Here is a 16,529-nt window from a genome sequence, read left to right on the forward strand (position 1 = left end):
TTAAAGGGAATTTCTATAGGTTATAACCTCCGTGTTTCCAGAATTCTTGTTCGGTAATACATAGCTAAAACGCACCCGATAGTTTTCCTTTCTTAAAAATGGAAACCTTCCTAAGATTATGTAAGAGTAGTTCTCAAATTTTGCTTGATTGATGATGCCGTTTCCCATATGACGATTAACTATTAGATATTGTAAATCTTTAAAATCTCTATAAAAAGTGATTGGTAGGTGCCAGCGATATGGAAAATAGGTTTTGATGAAATTGTTTTCAATTCCAGTGGATATGTAGTTTATATAATTAGAGCTAAGCTGGATTGATTTTTTAGGAGGCACCCCCAAAATTGATACATCCCTTGGTACTCTTAGATTACCGTCCAAGGGGTATTCTTTATATACCAATGGATAAATATCTTTTTTATAGTATTGATCGTTCAGTATACCACTAAATTGAATCAGTGGTTTGTCTTGTGTAAAGGCACTGCCCACAAGCTCTATAATACTGAAGGGTTCATATTCTTCCATAATCAACGACATTCGCCCAACATTGGCTATCGCCTCAGAATCTTGATATCTATCCAAATACGTAATAGTATTGCTAACGCGCATTGATTTCATCTTTTGCTTAAAAGTATCATGACGGCTTGTGGTAAAGGAAAAATCCAATCGGGAGATAAACGCTCCACTTTCTGCACTGCCAACAATGGTGTTTGTGGAGATTTCTAAATCCTCCGCTATTTCATTGAACTGGGTCGCAGCCATTACCAGACTTTCATCCACATCACTGGGATTTAAGGTGATCAAGGCATAGGTATAGGCAGTCCCATTCTTTAGGTCAGGAATTGAAAACTCCAATTTTTTTTGAGAGGCCAAATACTGAAAATTGGCCTTGATTTTATTCCCTGCTTCGTCCAAAAAATACAGTTCATCTTGATAACCATTTCCAAATAAATAGGCCTGTCCAGAATTGAGCTGTACATAACCTGTAGTGCTCTCGCGTGGCAGCATGTATTTCTGATCCACAACAGGATACATATATTGGATATTGTGATATGGAATTTTACGGGGAGCATCTCCAGTAATGAATCTGACTTCTTTTTCTTCAAAAACTGGTTTTCCATTGTCCGTAACAGAAACCCAACTGCCGCCTGACCGTCTTTCGAAAGATACTTTTACCGTCACTTGAATTTCCTGTTCTGGTGGTAGTATTTCAAATGACTTAAAAGTCGCAACATCATTGGTTTCATTGAACTCGATTTCCCCTGCTATGGAGTTGCCTTCGGATTTCACAATCAACTCCTTCAAATTCATGCGATAACTCTGTCTGCCCGTTTCGTCCTCAATTTGCATGATACTTCCGACCGGGGCATTGAAAGCCACTTGGATTGCCTCAAAAACATCCACATCCTCAAATCCATCCCTTGGGGAAATATCAGAAATCATTACAATATCCTGTAGACCTGTTTTGCCAACAATCTCACATTCCTCTCCGATTACAACTTTTAGGCGGGTACGTATGCGAACCACTCCCAAAACCCTAACATCCACTCCTGCGTAGCCTTTCATATACCAAGGGTTGGGTAACTGAGCCTGTGCCAATACCGCTAGTCCCGCTTTTAGAATACGGACACGTTTTCGAATACCAAACAATCTAATCTGTGCTCCAATTTCCCCTTGAAGATAGGCATAGAGCTGTCCGGTAGCATACCATCCATCCATGCCCAATGGTCCCAATTTTCCACGACAGTGCGCATCACCAAAGTCGCGCATCATTAAATCAAAACCCACACCCGCCCTAATACTGGCGTAAATTATGCCCCAATCAATTTCTTTTCCTACCTCAAAGGAAGCACCAAAAGCATATCCTGCTCCCTCAGCAAGTTCTTGGTTAAAGTTTCTGTTAAACGAAAGGTCATCTTCACTCAAATTCAGAATATCAATCACCACATGTGGAGGTTTTGCCGGATCAGGAAGAATAGTTCCGGTCATAAAATACATATCTATTCTGGCCGTAAGCGGACCTATGGGTATGCCCTGCAATCCAAAACGTTTAGTAGGCGTTCCTACATAAATGTACCAGTCTTCAGGCGCGTTATAAAACTCCAAATATCCCAGACGGTTCTTTTCCCCGGCACCTTTAATGGGGCCTGCATTCAAAAACACATCGCACATACCCCAATAGGTACGATTGGTAAAGTCAAAATCTATGGCCACTTGAGCAGCGAAAAGCTCATTCCCAGTTAGGATACTGGGAAATACCTCTTCAGCGAAAAACTTTATACCTTCCTTATCAATGGAAAGTTCATGGAAATTGCCCAGCGCCTGTTCACTATCAGAAACGGTCTGTTGCATATCATCCACACTACCAAAAGGATCTCTTGATCTTCCGCCTCCTTGAATCAAGGCAGCGGCACCATAAAAGCCAAGACGGCTTATTCCACCACCATGAGCCTGAGAATTGAAACTCATTTCCAATGCTACCAATCCCGTGAAAGCGGCACCTCTCTTTACCTCGAAGGCCGCCAAGGCCTTAAAACCCAAGGATATACTTTCGTCAGGCGCATAGTATATTCCTGACATGGTATCTGCTCGTTCATCAATACCAGCCTTTCGCATGTGATGGTATACCCCACCCCCTATATCATAAATGGTAAAATTGGGATTGTCGGAACGTGTTGGCCTGCCATGGGCATCCACCAGCCAATAACGATATCCATCTGTATTTCCGAATATTCCTTTTGCACCTACTTCAATACCGATACTCTCGGAATACAGGTTCAGTTCCCCTGAAAAGCCTTTGCCATAGATGGGATTGTCCTTAAAGAAGTTCAGTTCTCCAAAAAATTCAAAGCCTTTGCGTTTAACATCGACCTGAACAGAACTTACCTCTATTTCCTTGAAACGCCATTTTAGATAGTCACCATCATGAAGCTCCCCAATTACACCAAGACCAACATCTCCTTTTATTCCTGTTTTATCAAGATTGATGTAACTATTAAAGGTCAATACAGCCTCATTCTGTGCCATAGTTTTTATGGACACATCATAAAACCCAAGTTCAAAACCTGCTAATTTAGGCGCTCTTATGGAATCTCTATAGCCCGCATACCCAATAGAAAGATAAGGTCGTTTGCGGGTCTGGATTTTAAAATCCTGAAACGACAAACCGTCAAATTCCAAAGATTGAATCCCTTCGCCTGGGGCTAAATCCGTACCAGAAGTTTGGTTCAATGAGGTTTTTTGCTCACTATTGAACGACATGATTCCGGTAAGATTCGCTTCTGGATAAAAACGGTCGTTTTCAACTTCAAGTTTTATATAAGATTCCCTGAAGAGCTTGGCCTTGGACCTAAAAATATTAAAATTAACATCCTCAACCACATCAACCGTTACGGAGTAATATTGGTCAGCGGTAATCAACCCACGGTAACCCAATCTACCGCCCGATGTGTCTCCGTCGCTTACGGGGAGTACTATCTCACCATTAAATCCCGCTTTTATAAATCGGTTGACCTTTAAGTCGACACCGATGGAATCCAACGAAAACTGCCATTTGTTGGCATCTCCTTCATCCAGACCTATCACGTTTGTGGCATAAAAATCACCAGAAACCCCAAAATTGTCAATGAACAAACGCTCTGCTCCTATGGTAAGGCGTTCCGAAGAATTCCTTTTTTTAAATTCTGGTGGCAGTGTAATGGAAACGGCATCCGCATAAAACCCGCGCCAAAGATTTTCATTACCGGGCACCAATAGTTGATTTGTTGTGTAGAAATCTGGAAATTGGACACTTGATGCATTCTTCGTATCACTTAAGTCCAAGACTGCGTTAGTTATATTGAAACCCCATTTGGGCAGGGCCCTTAACTCAAAATAGGGTAACTCCAACTCTATGAGCAAATCATTTATACCTGAAGTCTGCATACTAAAATTGGCTCCTACATAACTGTCGTTGTTAACTACCTTTTCACCAGTACCTGGCGCTGTTTTATTGGGATATTTGGCTGTACCATCTGGGTTTAAGGGTATGGCCACTGTTTTTGCAATGCGCACATCTGCAGCTATTCCCAGTTCCTTGATTTTTCCTTCGCAGTCTATGGTTACGTAGGTAGATTCATCCGCGCTGCCCTGTTCATCCATACCCCCTAAAAAGGTCACCAACCATTGTCCACCGCTCAAACCTACTGGCACATTGGACAAGAGTGATAGCCGAGCTTCCTCATATATACCTCCCTGACGTGATATCCTCACCTGATTGGCGCCAAACATCAAATCGACATTGAGTTCTGGAAGTTCCAAACGGGCAAAAAGATTTACTTCGGTGTAATCTTTATGATATTCCATCTGAGTTATCGCCAGGGTAATCGCTGAATTGCTGGATAGTTCTTGATTCGTAGAATCTCTAGAAAACTCATGCCTTATGCCTACCGGTAGTTCGACCTCCTCGTTTCCAGTCATTATGTTGATAAACCGTTGTTCTCTTTCTATAATATCAAATACATTTCCAGCTTTGGCTAAGGTCTTGCTGGTCTCTATGCTTTTCTGAAACTGTTGTCGAACATAGTCTTCCGTAAACTCCGCAAGATTGTCCGTAAAATTATAGTGGAACGATGGAGGCTGTTCGTCCAACTCGGGAAAGGTTCTGAACAGTTTAGATGTGTTTGATTTTTGTTGACTTTCCTTGTTTTCTTTATGCTGCTCCCATTTTCTGAGAAGATGTTGAACATCGTCATTAGAATTTACCTCTATCGCTTTTTCATGAATCGAATCTTTTAGTGCAAGGCTATCCCTGCCATGGATGTTGGCATGCATGGAAGCTGCTCCTAAAAAAAAGAACAGACAAAAAAACGTTGTTTGAAAGGTTTTTGATTGTAGTAGGTCTCTCACTTGTGGTTATTGGTTTTTTCCAAAAAATCATTCCATTGCCACTCATGTTTGCTATGATATTGGGAAGCAATATGGAATAACTTGTGTAATAAATGGATTACAGTAAAAAAACAACCCAAGGAATTTATGAATGGCCTTTTTGAATTGACGGATTGGGAATAAAGAAGATATCTACAGGATAAATTAGTTAATCCTCATGGCAACAAAAATTAACAGGAAACCTCTACTGCACTTCGTCAAGTTCCCCAAACTTTTCAGTAGTTGTCCAATTTGCAATACCGAAGTCAACTCACCAATACCACAGCACAAACACAAGGTTCTTGCCCAGCTGATGGGCCAGAACGTATTGGTTTAGGTTGCCATTGCTTTCCAGACCGTGGGCATTTTGGAACTGGGGCCAGATTGGGATAAGGTGAAAATGTTCTAAACTATGTCGATTGACCTTTTGTTGAACTGAATACCTGTGATTAGAGCAAAAGAACACGTTTTCGTATTACTCAATTCTTCCATTGACCGAATGAACTTGCAGGGTGTTTTAGAAAACAAAAGCCCCACAAAAGATGTGAAGCCTTTAAAATCCTAAATAATAGTTTCGATTATATTTTCTAAAAGAGCGTTGAAAGAATCAAACTTTCCACACTTTTCCAACCCTCCCTTATTTAGTATAAAATACTGGCTTCCATCTAAAGATTGACAGTAAAAATCCATATCACCGTCTCCCAATATGAAATACTTCTTAAGGTCTGGTATTTCTTCTGTCCAAAAACTATTCTGTTTAAGAACATCCAAAACATAAATATTTTCTTGCTCCTTTGTACCGTAAAAATTCGTCCCATTTAACTCAAATCCGTTGATTTTTTTGAGAAAATTTAAATACTCAGGGTCTAATTCCATTTTACTCTTTTCCACCAAGTTATTAATCTCATCCTCTGAAGCCACATTAGTTGAGTAATCATAATAGGTATTGTCATGGATTAATTCTAAAATCTCTTGTTTCATGTTTATTCAATATAAGGTGGTGAATAAAAACTTCCCTCAACCTTCGGGAAATTCAGTGTCTGGGTTTGACCAACAGGAATACTAATCTGAGAGTTCTGAAATGAAGTAACAGCCGAATGATAAGGCGTTTGCTTCATTAATACAAGATTAGAAAAATCATTACTCCCTCCTAAATCTATAGGGATTTTATGATGAACTTGATAACCTGGTATTCCTTGTCCATTTTGTAGCCTTTGAATTAATATAGGAATCTCGCCATCACTAAACCCAGCTTTCTTCAACATTGAATTAATATTAGGATTATTACCCAACCCTTTTAGAAAATTCTTCTTTACAGTTGAATTAAAGGTGTTTCTCATCTGCTGAAGAACTTCCGTAGATACTTTTGTTAATTGGGTCGGTTCTAGCAAAACATTTGGCAATTTTACGTTTGTACCATTAACGAAATTGTAATCCCAAACATTTCTTAATTTACCTAAGAAATCAAGGTCTTTTCGCCATAACTCAGGTAATCCATTATCTAAAGCTTTCTTCCAACTATCAACCAAATTAGGATTTTCCACAAACCGTTGCAACTGTTGGGCATCAAAATCGGCAAGGAATCTGCCTTGGGCCTCGCCTAGCCCATCCAGTTTGTTCCAGAAGTTGTCCGGTACGGGAGCCAAGGTCCTGAGCTTGTCCCATCCATCGGGAAATGCATTTTTTAGCCTTCGTGCTTTGGTTAGCCTGGCCAAGTCAACCAAGTTCTCCAAATTTCTTAGAACCTGTCCAATTCCAGATACGGAGGTCAGCTCACCAATGCCCACGAATAGGCTAGCCACAAAGACAAGGTCCTTGCCCAGCTGATGGGCCAAAACGTATTGGTTCAGGTTGCCATCGCTATCCACGCCATGGGCGTTTTGGAACTGGGACCATATCATAGTAAGGTTTAGACTGTTTAAGGCTAGGTCAAAGGATTTGGCAGCCTCGGCATCGGTAACATATTCCGTGAGCATATCGCCTAACTGGACAAGACCGGTCAGTTCTTCCATCATTCCATTGAAAATGCCACAGTAAAAAGCAAACTGGAGTTGCGACTGTTCTGCATTGAACACGTTCAAAGGTTCGCCTCGCAGAATGGAGAACAAACGAGCCACATATTCCATTTCCTGTACATAGTTCCCACTATCAGCTGCGTCCCAGTACTTTTGGTCAATCTGGATCTCGGCAAGCAAGCCTGCTAGAGATGACAGGGTCAGATTCACCTGAACCATATAGCCAAACAGAAACTCACGTGTTCCCCTATTGGTGTTTAGTTCTAGATTGTCCCAGTAGTCCTGTGTCCAATGGTAAGCAGCGCTTTTTAGGGACTCTTCAAATCCTGCGGGCGTTTTATCATTGATGATTACTTTTCCCGTACCTTCAAAATGTATCCAACGGTAATAGGTTCCAGCATCGGGAACCAGTTCCAAGAATTCATTTATAAGAGTAGGTTGGGTTCCTTCGTCTGTCAGAATAAAGTGCATTAAAGTACCTTCGAGAATTCGGATATTACCCATCTGATCGGCTAGGGCATCTTTCTCCCCTTGGCTGACCAATCCAGCAAAGTCCAGTACTCTTTTATTTGCTTCAAAAGCTTCGTCTTGAACATATTGATCTTGTCTTGCGGTGGTAATTATTTCACTTGAACCACCAATATTCAACACAATTGAGGTGGGTTGCTCTATTCTTGCAAATACACTGTCCAGGCATTTGGAAATATAGACCCTTTTTATATTTTCATTTTGTGGGTTGTATGGAACATTCGGCCTTAAACTGTCTGCATATTTAAAAGTGGTCTCAAAAATGGCATCGCATTCGTTGGGCAGGTATTTGTACAGATATACTTTTGCAGTATCATTTATGCTATCCAGCGGATTGATAGGTGCCTTTGTCCCATTTGCATAGTACCCTTCAAACGCACCGTTTTCCGAATACTTCGCCTCGTGGGGAATACCATTATACCTAAGGCCCGGCACTGTACCTATTACGGTTTGCGAACTCGCTTCCACAATACTGTTAGAGACACTTTCAGGTAGTTTGAAGGGGGTCCAATCTGGCATAAACCATATACGGTCGGCTATCATGGTAAACTCCCCTCTTTCTGCTATATCTGCGATTTCACGTATCCGATCTCTACGTTGAGCGTCTGCAGTTTTAATTTGTTCTATCTCTTGAGAGGTTAGCTGTTCATTTGTGGCTATGTTTCCCTCCAGCTTTAATTCCTCCAATTCTTGTTGTAGTGAAGCGGGCAGGTTCTCTTTCCCGTGAATAGCATCTATCTGTTGGTCTATCGTAACCTCTAAATCATTGATCTGGGAGATAAAATTTTGTTGTTCTTCAAAGCTTTCTGCTTCTGCTAGTTGGTTCAACAATTCTTCTTTTTGGGAAAAAAGTTCTTCCAATAAATCCCCGGCGGCATCCACAAGTTCCCCAACCGTCTCCACCACATCCCGCGTGTCCACAATGTTCCGCATAGTGGGATCATATTCGGTTATCACCGTGCCCTGCAATAGTTGGCGGTCGGTGTTCAGAAGAATATTGTCAAAGTATACCGCCAGTTTTACATTGCCCAGATAGGGAATGCGTACAAAACCCTTTCCGCTGTAATAGCCCTCTCCCCCATTCACCTGCGTTGTTATCACGGTAAAGTCACCTGCCACAAACTGCTGTCCGGGCAAAAGACTGGATAAAGGTTCTTGATTCTGTATGTTGATGCTTGGTGATATCCCACACTGGTGCAACTCTTCTACCTCGGTTTCCAGTGCTGTGGAAAACTGCCGTACAAGGCTCCAATCGCTCTCGCCCAGTCCGCAGTCCTTTTTTAATTGGTACTCATAACGCGTACCGGGCTTTAAATCCCAAAGGGTAGTCCAATTTGCAGTAGTACGGTTTAGGAACCAGGCATTCCCCTCCCCTTTTTGGCGATAACGTACCGTAAACTCGGGTATCTCGGTACTGGGGTCGTCCCAAAGAATATTGGCCTGTCCGCTGCCCCGAACCTCATGCCTTAGGTTGGGCGGCACCTCACAAGGCGCCAAATGGACAAAGGAAAATATCTCGCTGTACCCTTGGTTTTCAAAAAGTCCTATAGCTTCAGCGCCATCCACAGCTTTAGCCTGTACCCGCCATGCATAGGCGTGGTTGGGCAATAGAATGGGGTCGGCAGGACCGTACAGGTAGCTAGTGGCCCGTGTTGAGGTCTGGAAGATGGGTGGGGTGGCCAAAAAAGCGGCCTGTGGGTCTATGCCATTGTCCCAAAGCTCCACTAGGCTCAGTTCGTACTCTACATTGGTGACGTTGAGTTGTCTGGGCATCCACTGAAAGACAATGTTCTGTGGATTGGCCTGGTCTACCTGTACCCCATTATGGGGCAACACCAAAAAAGGAGGGCGGTTCCGGAAGATAAAAACACTGGCACACGAACGGGTTGAGAGCCGATTGCCAGTTAGCACGTCAAAAACCTCAAAACAAATTTGGTACGAGCCTTCGGGCAAGGTACGCCCATAAACCGTTGGGGAAATGCCCGTGAGGTTGGAGACTTCAAAATATGGGGCGATTTCCAAAGCGTTGAGGGTTAAAGGAATACCCCCATCCAAAAAGAAGGGCCCAGCCCCTATGGGATTTGTGGTGCTTTGAAAGTTAATACCACCCCCTTGAAAGAACAAACGCAATTGCACTTCCCTTCCCGTAATATTAAGGTCGTTGAGTGCCAAAGTAATCCGTAACGGTCCGTTGTTCTGTGCCGCATCGGCATAGGAGGACAGTTGTGTAGGTGCGGCACCCAAAGTCTGTACCGTAATATTTACTGGAAACGATTGGGCATTACCATTCATGGTACTAAAAAGCACCAGTAGCACCATACTTATGGCCATCCGCCATTTTCGTAAAACTATTCCACGGTTTTCCATAGTCATATCATTTTTCGTTTCGTTCTTTAGTTTGGGTGTATTGGGCAAGGGCATCCAAAAAAGCGACTGCCTTGATTTTAAAAATCTCCCGGTCCTTTTCTAAATTCACCTCTCGTAACAGTTCAAGCAGGGTTTCGCGGTGGTCTGCATGGCTTATTTCACCTTTTCTGGATTCCCAGAGATTTATCAATTGTGCGGATACTTGGGATGTACTCCCTCTGTATACCGTCCCTTGGTGGCGAAAGCTCAGACGGGCTTTACTACCAGTCCCAGTCATAGAATTGTCCGGTTCTTTCCTTTTTTGCTTTTTATTGGAAAAACTGTAGGTATAACCTAGGGTCACAGTCACATCAGCTTGGTTATTTTCTGTTCCATTTCGCAGCAATGAAATAATGTTGCAGCGCAGCATATGATCTTCTGCTGGGGCATAATTCCCACCCAATCGAAAATTGAAGTTTGACCTTGTGGGCATTTCAGAAGCTATTGTGGCATTGTAGGAGGTAGAAAAATTGGTCCGAAGCTTTTTCTCAAAAAATTGCTTGCTAATTCCCAGGGTTGGACCTACAATCCATTGGCTTTCTGATAGACCAATGGTGTTATAGGATACATTGGTTGCCGGGGTGATGACGAGGTCACGTTCAGGATAACCCAAGGAAAGTGCCACCGACCCGTTGTAAAAAGCATTATCACCACCAGGCGCTTCTTGCCCTTCCTGTTCATTTTTGGATTGTTGATACAAGAGGTTAATGGTAAGGCTTTGCCGTTTTACTTCGGATTGTTGGAAGTTATAATTGATGCCCAGATTGGCATTCTGTGAAACTTGGCGATAATTCAATGTATCGAGCGTTTCAAAATCATTGGCCTGATTGATATAGTCGAACTGGTCACGTACGTTTGTAAAGGATTGAAAATTGGAATAGGAGCCGTTGAGGTTTAATTTTTCTGAAGCAGTATAGCTTAGATTCAGGGCACTTACCAAGCGTTTCATCTCGGCTAACTTGGTATTGTCCAGATTATCTCGCTGTAACCCAACATTCACCCCAACATTCAGGGTATTGTTAAAGATGGTCTGATTGGCGTTTACGGTTATGTTTTCGAGGTCGTTATTGAAAAAATATGCCCCAAAGGTTTTGTAGTTTGGGTCGACACGTTCATACCCCAGACCCAAGGAGCCATTGGCAGTTGGGTAATTTACCGATGCATTGAATGCTTGGTGATATTGCGTACTGACATTCTCATCCAATAAAAAGGAAAAGAGACCTGGTCGATTCCGTTCTTCGTCTAGCCGGACATTTTCGGTAATACCAGATATGGCATATTCGAGTTGAAATTGTGCCTTTTCCCAAACACTGAATTCCGAATTCAGTGAAATGACCATATTATCAGCAGGCGCAACATCCAATTCAAAAGGAACTGGATTTTGAAGCGAACTATCGTCATCCTTGGCCTTGAAGACCGATAGCCCTAACAACACTTTTTCAAATTTGTAAGAAGCATTCAACCCATAACCCATACGTTTGTAGGCTACCAGAGCATTTGGGTTTTCTGGGTCGTATTCGGTCGCTTTTAAAAACCTACCGTACATCATGGCAATATTAAAAGGTCCTTTTGGTGCCAATTCCAATCCAACACCATCAAATTGATGATTGTTTAGGGTATACTGGCTGAAAGATAAATTCGAGCTGCCAACATGTAGCGTAATCCATTTGTAAGAAGGACTTAAGCTAAGTCTATTAAAATTGAACGGATTGGGCGTGGTAAACTCTTGGTTGGAATACACAAAGGATAACGGTACGTTGTAAACATCGGCTATATTAAGGTTGAGATTACCGGAAAGTACATAGGTCAAGTTTTGCCTGTTTGCAGTGCCATTATAAAACACTGCGTTTGTGGTTATCCCACCTGAATAATTGAAAAGCCCATCTTTCCCTAAGCGATCCAGACTGATTTGCTGAGAGTAGGTAATTGCGCTTAGCATGAACAAAGGAAATAGTAACCGATACAAGATGGTTGGGTATTCCTCAATAATACAATTGTAGGACAAGGATTTAACCGTTCATTTGACACAACCCTATATTGGTTTAACGGTTGCCCATTTTGAATTGATGAGTTACAATTGAAAGCAAAAAAAAGCCACATAACACTGTGACTTCTTCTTACTAATTTCAGGACAAAAAAAAGAGCTATGCATGGCATAGCTCTTAACAAGTTATTAACTAAAACTTGACTTTATTTCGCCTCAGCGATCACTTCAAAAGGGAAATCTACGATTACCTCTCTGTGCAGCCTTATCTCGGCGTCGTACGGTCCTACTCTTTTAATAGTACCTCCCTTTATATTGATAAACTTTCTATCCAATTGATGACCAGCCTTTTCTAAAGCAGCAGCCAAATCGATATTATTCACCGATCCAAACAATTTGTCCCCAGCACCTACTTTAGCAGGAATTCGGATTTCCAATTGTTTTAAAGCCTCTGCCATTTTATTGGCTTCATCAATTACCTTCTTTTCTTTGTGGGCTCTCTGTTTTAGGTTCTCCGCCAAAACTTTCTTTGCAGAAGGAGTAGCGAGTGCAGCCAATCCTTGCGGAATCAAGAAATTTCTACCATAACCGTTCTTAACTGTCACGATATCGTCTTTAAAGCCTAAATCCTGTACGTCTTCTCTTAAAATAATTTCCATGCTACTACCTTTTTATTTTAACATATCGCCAACGTATGGCATTAAGGCCAAGTGACGGGCACGTTTTACGGCTTGTGCCACTTTTCTTTGATATTTCAAGGAAGTTCCTGTTAATCTTCTAGGAAGTAATTTTCCTTGCTCGTTCACCAATTTCATCAAAAAATCTGGGTCTTTGTAATCAATATACTTGATACCAGATTTTTTGAATCTACAGTATTTCTTCTGCTTGTTGGTCTCAATGTTCAATGGGGTCAAATACCTGATTTCCCCATCTTTTTTTGCTTTCGCTTGTTGTTCTATTGATGCCATACCCTTATGCGTTTACTTTTAGTTTAGTTCTTCTTTTCTCTGCCCAAGCAATAGCATGCTTGTCCAATTTCACGGTCAAGAAACGCATGATACGTTCATCCCTAATAAATTCAAGCTCATAAGGAGTGATTACACTACCTTCGGCGGTAAACTCAAACAAGTGGTAAAATCCACTTTTTTTGTGTTGAATGGGATAGGCCAACTTTTTAAGCCCCCAATTTTCCTTGGAGACCATTTTGGCACCATTCTTAATTAAGAAATCCTCGAATTTCTTAACTGTTTCCTCTATCTGGGTCTCAGATAAAACGGGATTCAAAATGAAAACAGTTTCGTAATGGTTCATATATACTTGTTTTTAAAGGAGCGCAAAATTAACAATAATAACTTCTCTGCGCAAGAAAAGGATGAAATCTTCGTTTAAAGTTCAAGAGTTATTAACAGAATGAACCAATTAAATCTATATAACGTATATAGCAAAGTACACAACAGAATACACCATGTTTACATCTTTTGTTGCCTTTGAACGCCAATTTTGTGTAATTTGCCGATGATTTAAAACCCTACAAATCACCCCTTTCTATGAAATTAAAAAGTATAATAGTTGACGACTCCTCCATGCAGCGAATGGCAGTTGCCAAACTAGTGAACAACCATCCTCACCTAGCCTTAATTGCTGAGTATAGCAATGCCATTGAAGCCAAGAACGGACTCAAGAACCACGAAATCGACCTTATTTTCCTAGATGTTGAAATGCCAATCATTAGCGGCTTCGACCTTTTGGAAGCCTTGGAAAACCCTCCACAGGTAATTTTAATCACAGGTAAGCCAGATTACGCACTCAAGGCTTTTGATTATGATGTAACCGATTATTTACACAAGCCTATCACTTTGGCACGCTTTGAAGCTTCGGTAAAAAGAGCCGTGACCAAGTACGAGCAAATGAACCGTGTAGATGAAGATGAGGAGCACATCTTTGTAAAGAGTAACCTTAAAAAGCGTAAGGTTATCTTAAACGACATTAAATGGATTGAAGCTTTAGGGGATTATATTAAGTTGGTTACTGACGAAGCCAACATCGTGATCCTTTCAACCATGAAATCCTTTGAGAAACAGCTACCTGCTGAAAAATTCCTTAGGATACATAAATCTTATATTGTGAATCTGGAGAAAATTGAGAAATTCAACAGTAAAAATGTTGAAGTTGGGGGTAGACAGATTCCATTAAGTAGAAACAAAAAGACTGAACTTGCTGAAGCTTTGGCTAACGTATAGTTATATATGGTCTACATTGTAGACCAGTCTTACACTTTTATACTTTGAAATAGCATTAAAGGATTTTTCAATTCTTTTAATGCTATTTTTTGTTTGGGATATGGGTTGGTCTTTCGATACTTTTATTAAAACGTTTTTGAGATAGTCTCTTCGTATTCTAGATACCGGCGGGTATTCTGGTCCTAAAACCGAACATTTTAAGACATTGGTCAACGACTGCGCAAACCATAAAGCTGCTTCGTTAAGCTTATTGAAGTCCTTATCTTTTAAGGTAATCTTAATAATACGAACAATAGGGGGATATTTAAACTGCTCCCTTTCATAATATTGCTGTTCAAACATCTTGTTATAGTCGTTGGTGGTTACCTGCTGAAGTATCTGGTGATAGGGGTTGTAAGTTTGAATAAGTACCTTTCCTTGTTTTTGGGTTCTTCCTGCCCTTCCAGCTACTTGGGTCAACATTTGAAATGTTCTTTCATGTGCACGATAATCCGGGAAATTCAAAAGGGAATCTGCATTCATTACACCAACCAAGCTAACATTTCTAAAGTCGAGCCCCTTTACCACCATCTGGGTACCTACCAAAATATCGAGTTCTTGTTGTTCAAAGGAAGTTATCAATTTCTCATAGGCATATTTGCCTCGGGTTGTATCCAAATCCATCCGCCCAATATGAGCTTCGGGGAAAAGGGTCTTTAATTCTTGCTCGATTTGTTCCGTTCCAAAGCCTTTTTTATCCAAAGTACTGCTACCACATGCCTGACAAGTGTATTGTAGAGCCATATGATAGCCACAATAGTGACAACGCAGCTCATTTCTGTTCTGGTGATACGTAAGGCTTACATCGCAATTGGGGCATTGGGCCACATGGCCGCAGGTAGTACATTCCACAATGGGGGCAAAACCTCTTCTGTTCTGGAAAAGTATGATTTGTTCTCCTTCATTTAAAGCTTCTTCAATGGCCAAAAATAGGGTTTCGGAAAAGTGCCCCTTCATACGCTTTCTTTTGGTAGCGTCCTTTATATCGACCAGTTTTACATCCGGCATGAGTACCTGACCGTAACGATATTGAATATAAGCGTACCCATATTTTCCTTTTTTTACGTTCTCCATGCTCTCCACACTAGGCGTAGCCGAACCCAATATGCAATTCGCTCCATGTAAAGAAGCTAGAACCACCGCCGCATCCCTGGCATGGTATCGCGGTGCGGGGTCAAACTGCTTGAAAGAGTTTTCATGCTCTTCATCAACCACTACCAAGCCCAAATTGGAAAATGGCAAGAACAATGCGGAACGTGCCCCTATTACAATCTGGGCCTTATCCGAATTGTTGAGCACATTTTGCCAAGCTTCAACCCTTTCATGAATACTGTATTTTGAATGGTAGACCGCAATTATATTCCCAAAATAGTCTCTTAACCTCCCTATTAATTGTGAAGTCAATGCAATTTCTGGCAATAAATACAATACTTGTTTTCCTTCCTCTATAACCTTCTCGATGCATTTGAAATATACCTCGGTCTTTCCGGATGAAGTGACCCCATGCAGCAAAGTTACTTTGCCATCCTCAAAACTAAATTCTATGGATTCCAAAGCCTTCTGTTGATGCTCGTTTAGAACAACATTGAGATTTATAGCTTCTCCATCAAAAGTGACTCGGTCTTGTTGTAACTCGTACTCTTCAAGTATTTCTTTTTTTACCAAACTTTTTATCACCGCTCTTGAAACATCACTCTCTTTGATTAATTCTTTCAAAGAAATTGGTTTTTTGGTCTGCGCAGCTAACTGGAACAATGCCAACAGTACTTTGCTCTGCTGTGGTGCTCTTGAGAGAGTTGTAAGCAGAGCTTCTAATTGTGTTTCCTCTTTGTAGCCGGGTGCTAACCGAACAAATTTGACTTGTTTAGGCTTGTATTGTTCGTAGAGTTCTTCTTTCAGCAGAACTACTCCTTTCTGAACCAAACGATTCACTAGTGGGAGTACATTTTTTTTATCAACTATTTCAGCAACTTCAGAAATCTTAAGCAAAGATTGGTATTGAAGGGCTTCATAAATAAGAAACTCATCATCTTTAAGACCCATATCATCAATGTCAGAATCTTTATTTGGTAAAATCAAGGTCTCACTCTCCAAAAGAAATGCTGTTGGGAGTGCAGAACGAATAACCTCTCCCAGAGTACACATGTAGTAATCAGCAATCCATTCCCAATGCTTAAACTGTATTTCGTTCACCAAAGAGACCTCATCCAAAATTTGGTATATGGGCTTTGCCTCATAAGCTTTGGGTGCTCGATTATGCACGGCAAAGGCCAAAGCAGTATATATTTTTGATTTTCCAAAAGGCACGGCTATACGCATACCTCTTTTAATGAAGTGAGCTTCTTCTTGGGAAATTTGATAGGTAAAACGGCGTTCCAAAGGAATAGGAAGCACTACATCCAAGAACCATGACAT

General features: G+C 41.2%; 10 protein-coding genes. 2 read left to right on the forward strand and 8 right to left on the reverse strand.

From position 1 onward, the window contains the following. Positions 1 to 4,884, reverse strand: coding sequence for a hypothetical protein (locus ACOKFD_RS04740; RefSeq protein ID WP_422860194.1), 4,884 nt, complete (start codon positions 4,882 to 4,884; stop codon positions 1 to 3). Between the two features lie 261 nt (positions 4,885 to 5,145). Here ACOKFD_RS04740 and ACOKFD_RS04745 point away from each other — a divergent pair, with 261 nt between their 5' ends. Beyond that, a complete protein-coding gene (locus tag ACOKFD_RS04745) occupies positions 5,146 to 5,295 on the forward strand; it encodes a hypothetical protein (RefSeq protein ID WP_422860195.1) in 150 nt (49 codons plus the stop codon). A 168-nt stretch (positions 5,296 to 5,463) separates the two neighbouring features. Here the strand turns inward: ACOKFD_RS04745 and ACOKFD_RS04750 are convergent, their stop codons facing one another. The 6 genes from ACOKFD_RS04750 to rpsF form a co-directional block, all read right to left on the reverse strand. Continuing rightward, a complete protein-coding gene (locus ACOKFD_RS04750) occupies positions 5,464 to 5,883 on the reverse strand; it encodes a YrhA family protein (protein WP_422860196.1) in 420 nt (139 codons plus the stop codon). A gap of 2 nt (positions 5,884 to 5,885) precedes the next feature. Then, positions 5,886 to 9,812 carry a fibronectin type III domain-containing protein gene (locus ACOKFD_RS04755; protein WP_422860197.1) on the reverse strand — a complete coding sequence of 1,309 codons (3,927 nt, stop codon included), beginning with the start codon at positions 9,810 to 9,812 and terminating at the stop codon, positions 5,886 to 5,888. A gap of 7 nt (positions 9,813 to 9,819) precedes the next feature. Continuing rightward, positions 9,820 to 11,856 (reverse strand): hypothetical protein, encoded by a 2,037-nt coding sequence (locus tag ACOKFD_RS04760; protein WP_422860198.1) that lies wholly within the window; start codon positions 11,854 to 11,856, stop codon positions 9,820 to 9,822. A gap of 185 nt (positions 11,857 to 12,041) precedes the next feature. Further along, complete coding sequence (gene rplI / locus ACOKFD_RS04765; RefSeq protein ID WP_422860199.1) at positions 12,042 to 12,494, reverse strand: 50S ribosomal protein L9; 453 nt, start codon at positions 12,492 to 12,494, stop codon at positions 12,042 to 12,044. Between the two features lie 12 nt (positions 12,495 to 12,506). Continuing rightward, complete coding sequence (gene rpsR, locus ACOKFD_RS04770) at positions 12,507 to 12,803, reverse strand: 30S ribosomal protein S18 (RefSeq protein ID WP_106145737.1); 297 nt, start codon at positions 12,801 to 12,803, stop codon at positions 12,507 to 12,509. Between the two features lie 4 nt (positions 12,804 to 12,807). Further along, the gene (gene rpsF, locus ACOKFD_RS04775; RefSeq protein WP_298999147.1) at positions 12,808 to 13,146 is read right to left on the reverse strand and encodes a 30S ribosomal protein S6; all 339 of its coding nucleotides are present in this window, start codon (positions 13,144 to 13,146) and stop codon (positions 12,808 to 12,810) included. A 236-nt stretch (positions 13,147 to 13,382) separates the two neighbouring features. Between rpsF and ACOKFD_RS04780 the strand changes: the two genes are divergently transcribed. Further along, entirely contained in the window at positions 13,383 to 14,075 is a 693-nt protein-coding gene (locus ACOKFD_RS04780; protein ID WP_106145735.1) for a LytR/AlgR family response regulator transcription factor, read from the forward strand. On the opposite strand, the gene priA is transcribed toward ACOKFD_RS04780, so the two are convergent. Continuing rightward, the gene (gene priA / locus ACOKFD_RS04785) at positions 14,076 to 16,529 is read right to left on the reverse strand and encodes a replication restart helicase PriA (RefSeq protein WP_422860200.1); all 2,454 of its coding nucleotides are present in this window, start codon (positions 16,527 to 16,529) and stop codon (positions 14,076 to 14,078) included.

Source organism: Flagellimonas ulvae, assembly GCF_049333175.1.
Classification (GTDB): Bacteria; Bacteroidota; Bacteroidia; order Flavobacteriales; family Flavobacteriaceae; genus Flagellimonas.

Excerpts from the sequence above, each read along its gene's own strand:
- ACOKFD_RS04750 (WP_422860196.1), bottom strand. The coding sequence starts at position 5,883 with ATGAAACAAGAGATTTTAGAATTAATCCATGACAATACCTATTATGAT.
- ACOKFD_RS04755 (WP_422860197.1), bottom strand. The coding sequence starts at position 9,812 with ATGGAAAACCGTGGAATAGTTTTACGAAAATGGCGGATGGCCATAAGT.
- rplI (WP_422860199.1), bottom strand. The coding sequence starts at position 12,494 with ATGGAAATTATTTTAAGAGAAGACGTACAGGATTTAGGCTTTAAAGAC.
- rpsR (WP_106145737.1), bottom strand. The coding sequence starts at position 12,803 with ATGGCATCAATAGAACAACAAGCGAAAGCAAAAAAAGATGGGGAAATC.
- rpsF (WP_298999147.1), bottom strand. The coding sequence starts at position 13,146 with ATGAACCATTACGAAACTGTTTTCATTTTGAATCCCGTTTTATCTGAG.
- ACOKFD_RS04780 (WP_106145735.1), top strand. The coding sequence starts at position 13,383 with ATGAAATTAAAAAGTATAATAGTTGACGACTCCTCCATGCAGCGAATG.
- priA (WP_422860200.1), bottom strand. The coding sequence starts at position 16,529 with ATGTCATGGTTCTTGGATGTAGTGCTTCCTATTCCTTTGGAACGCCGT.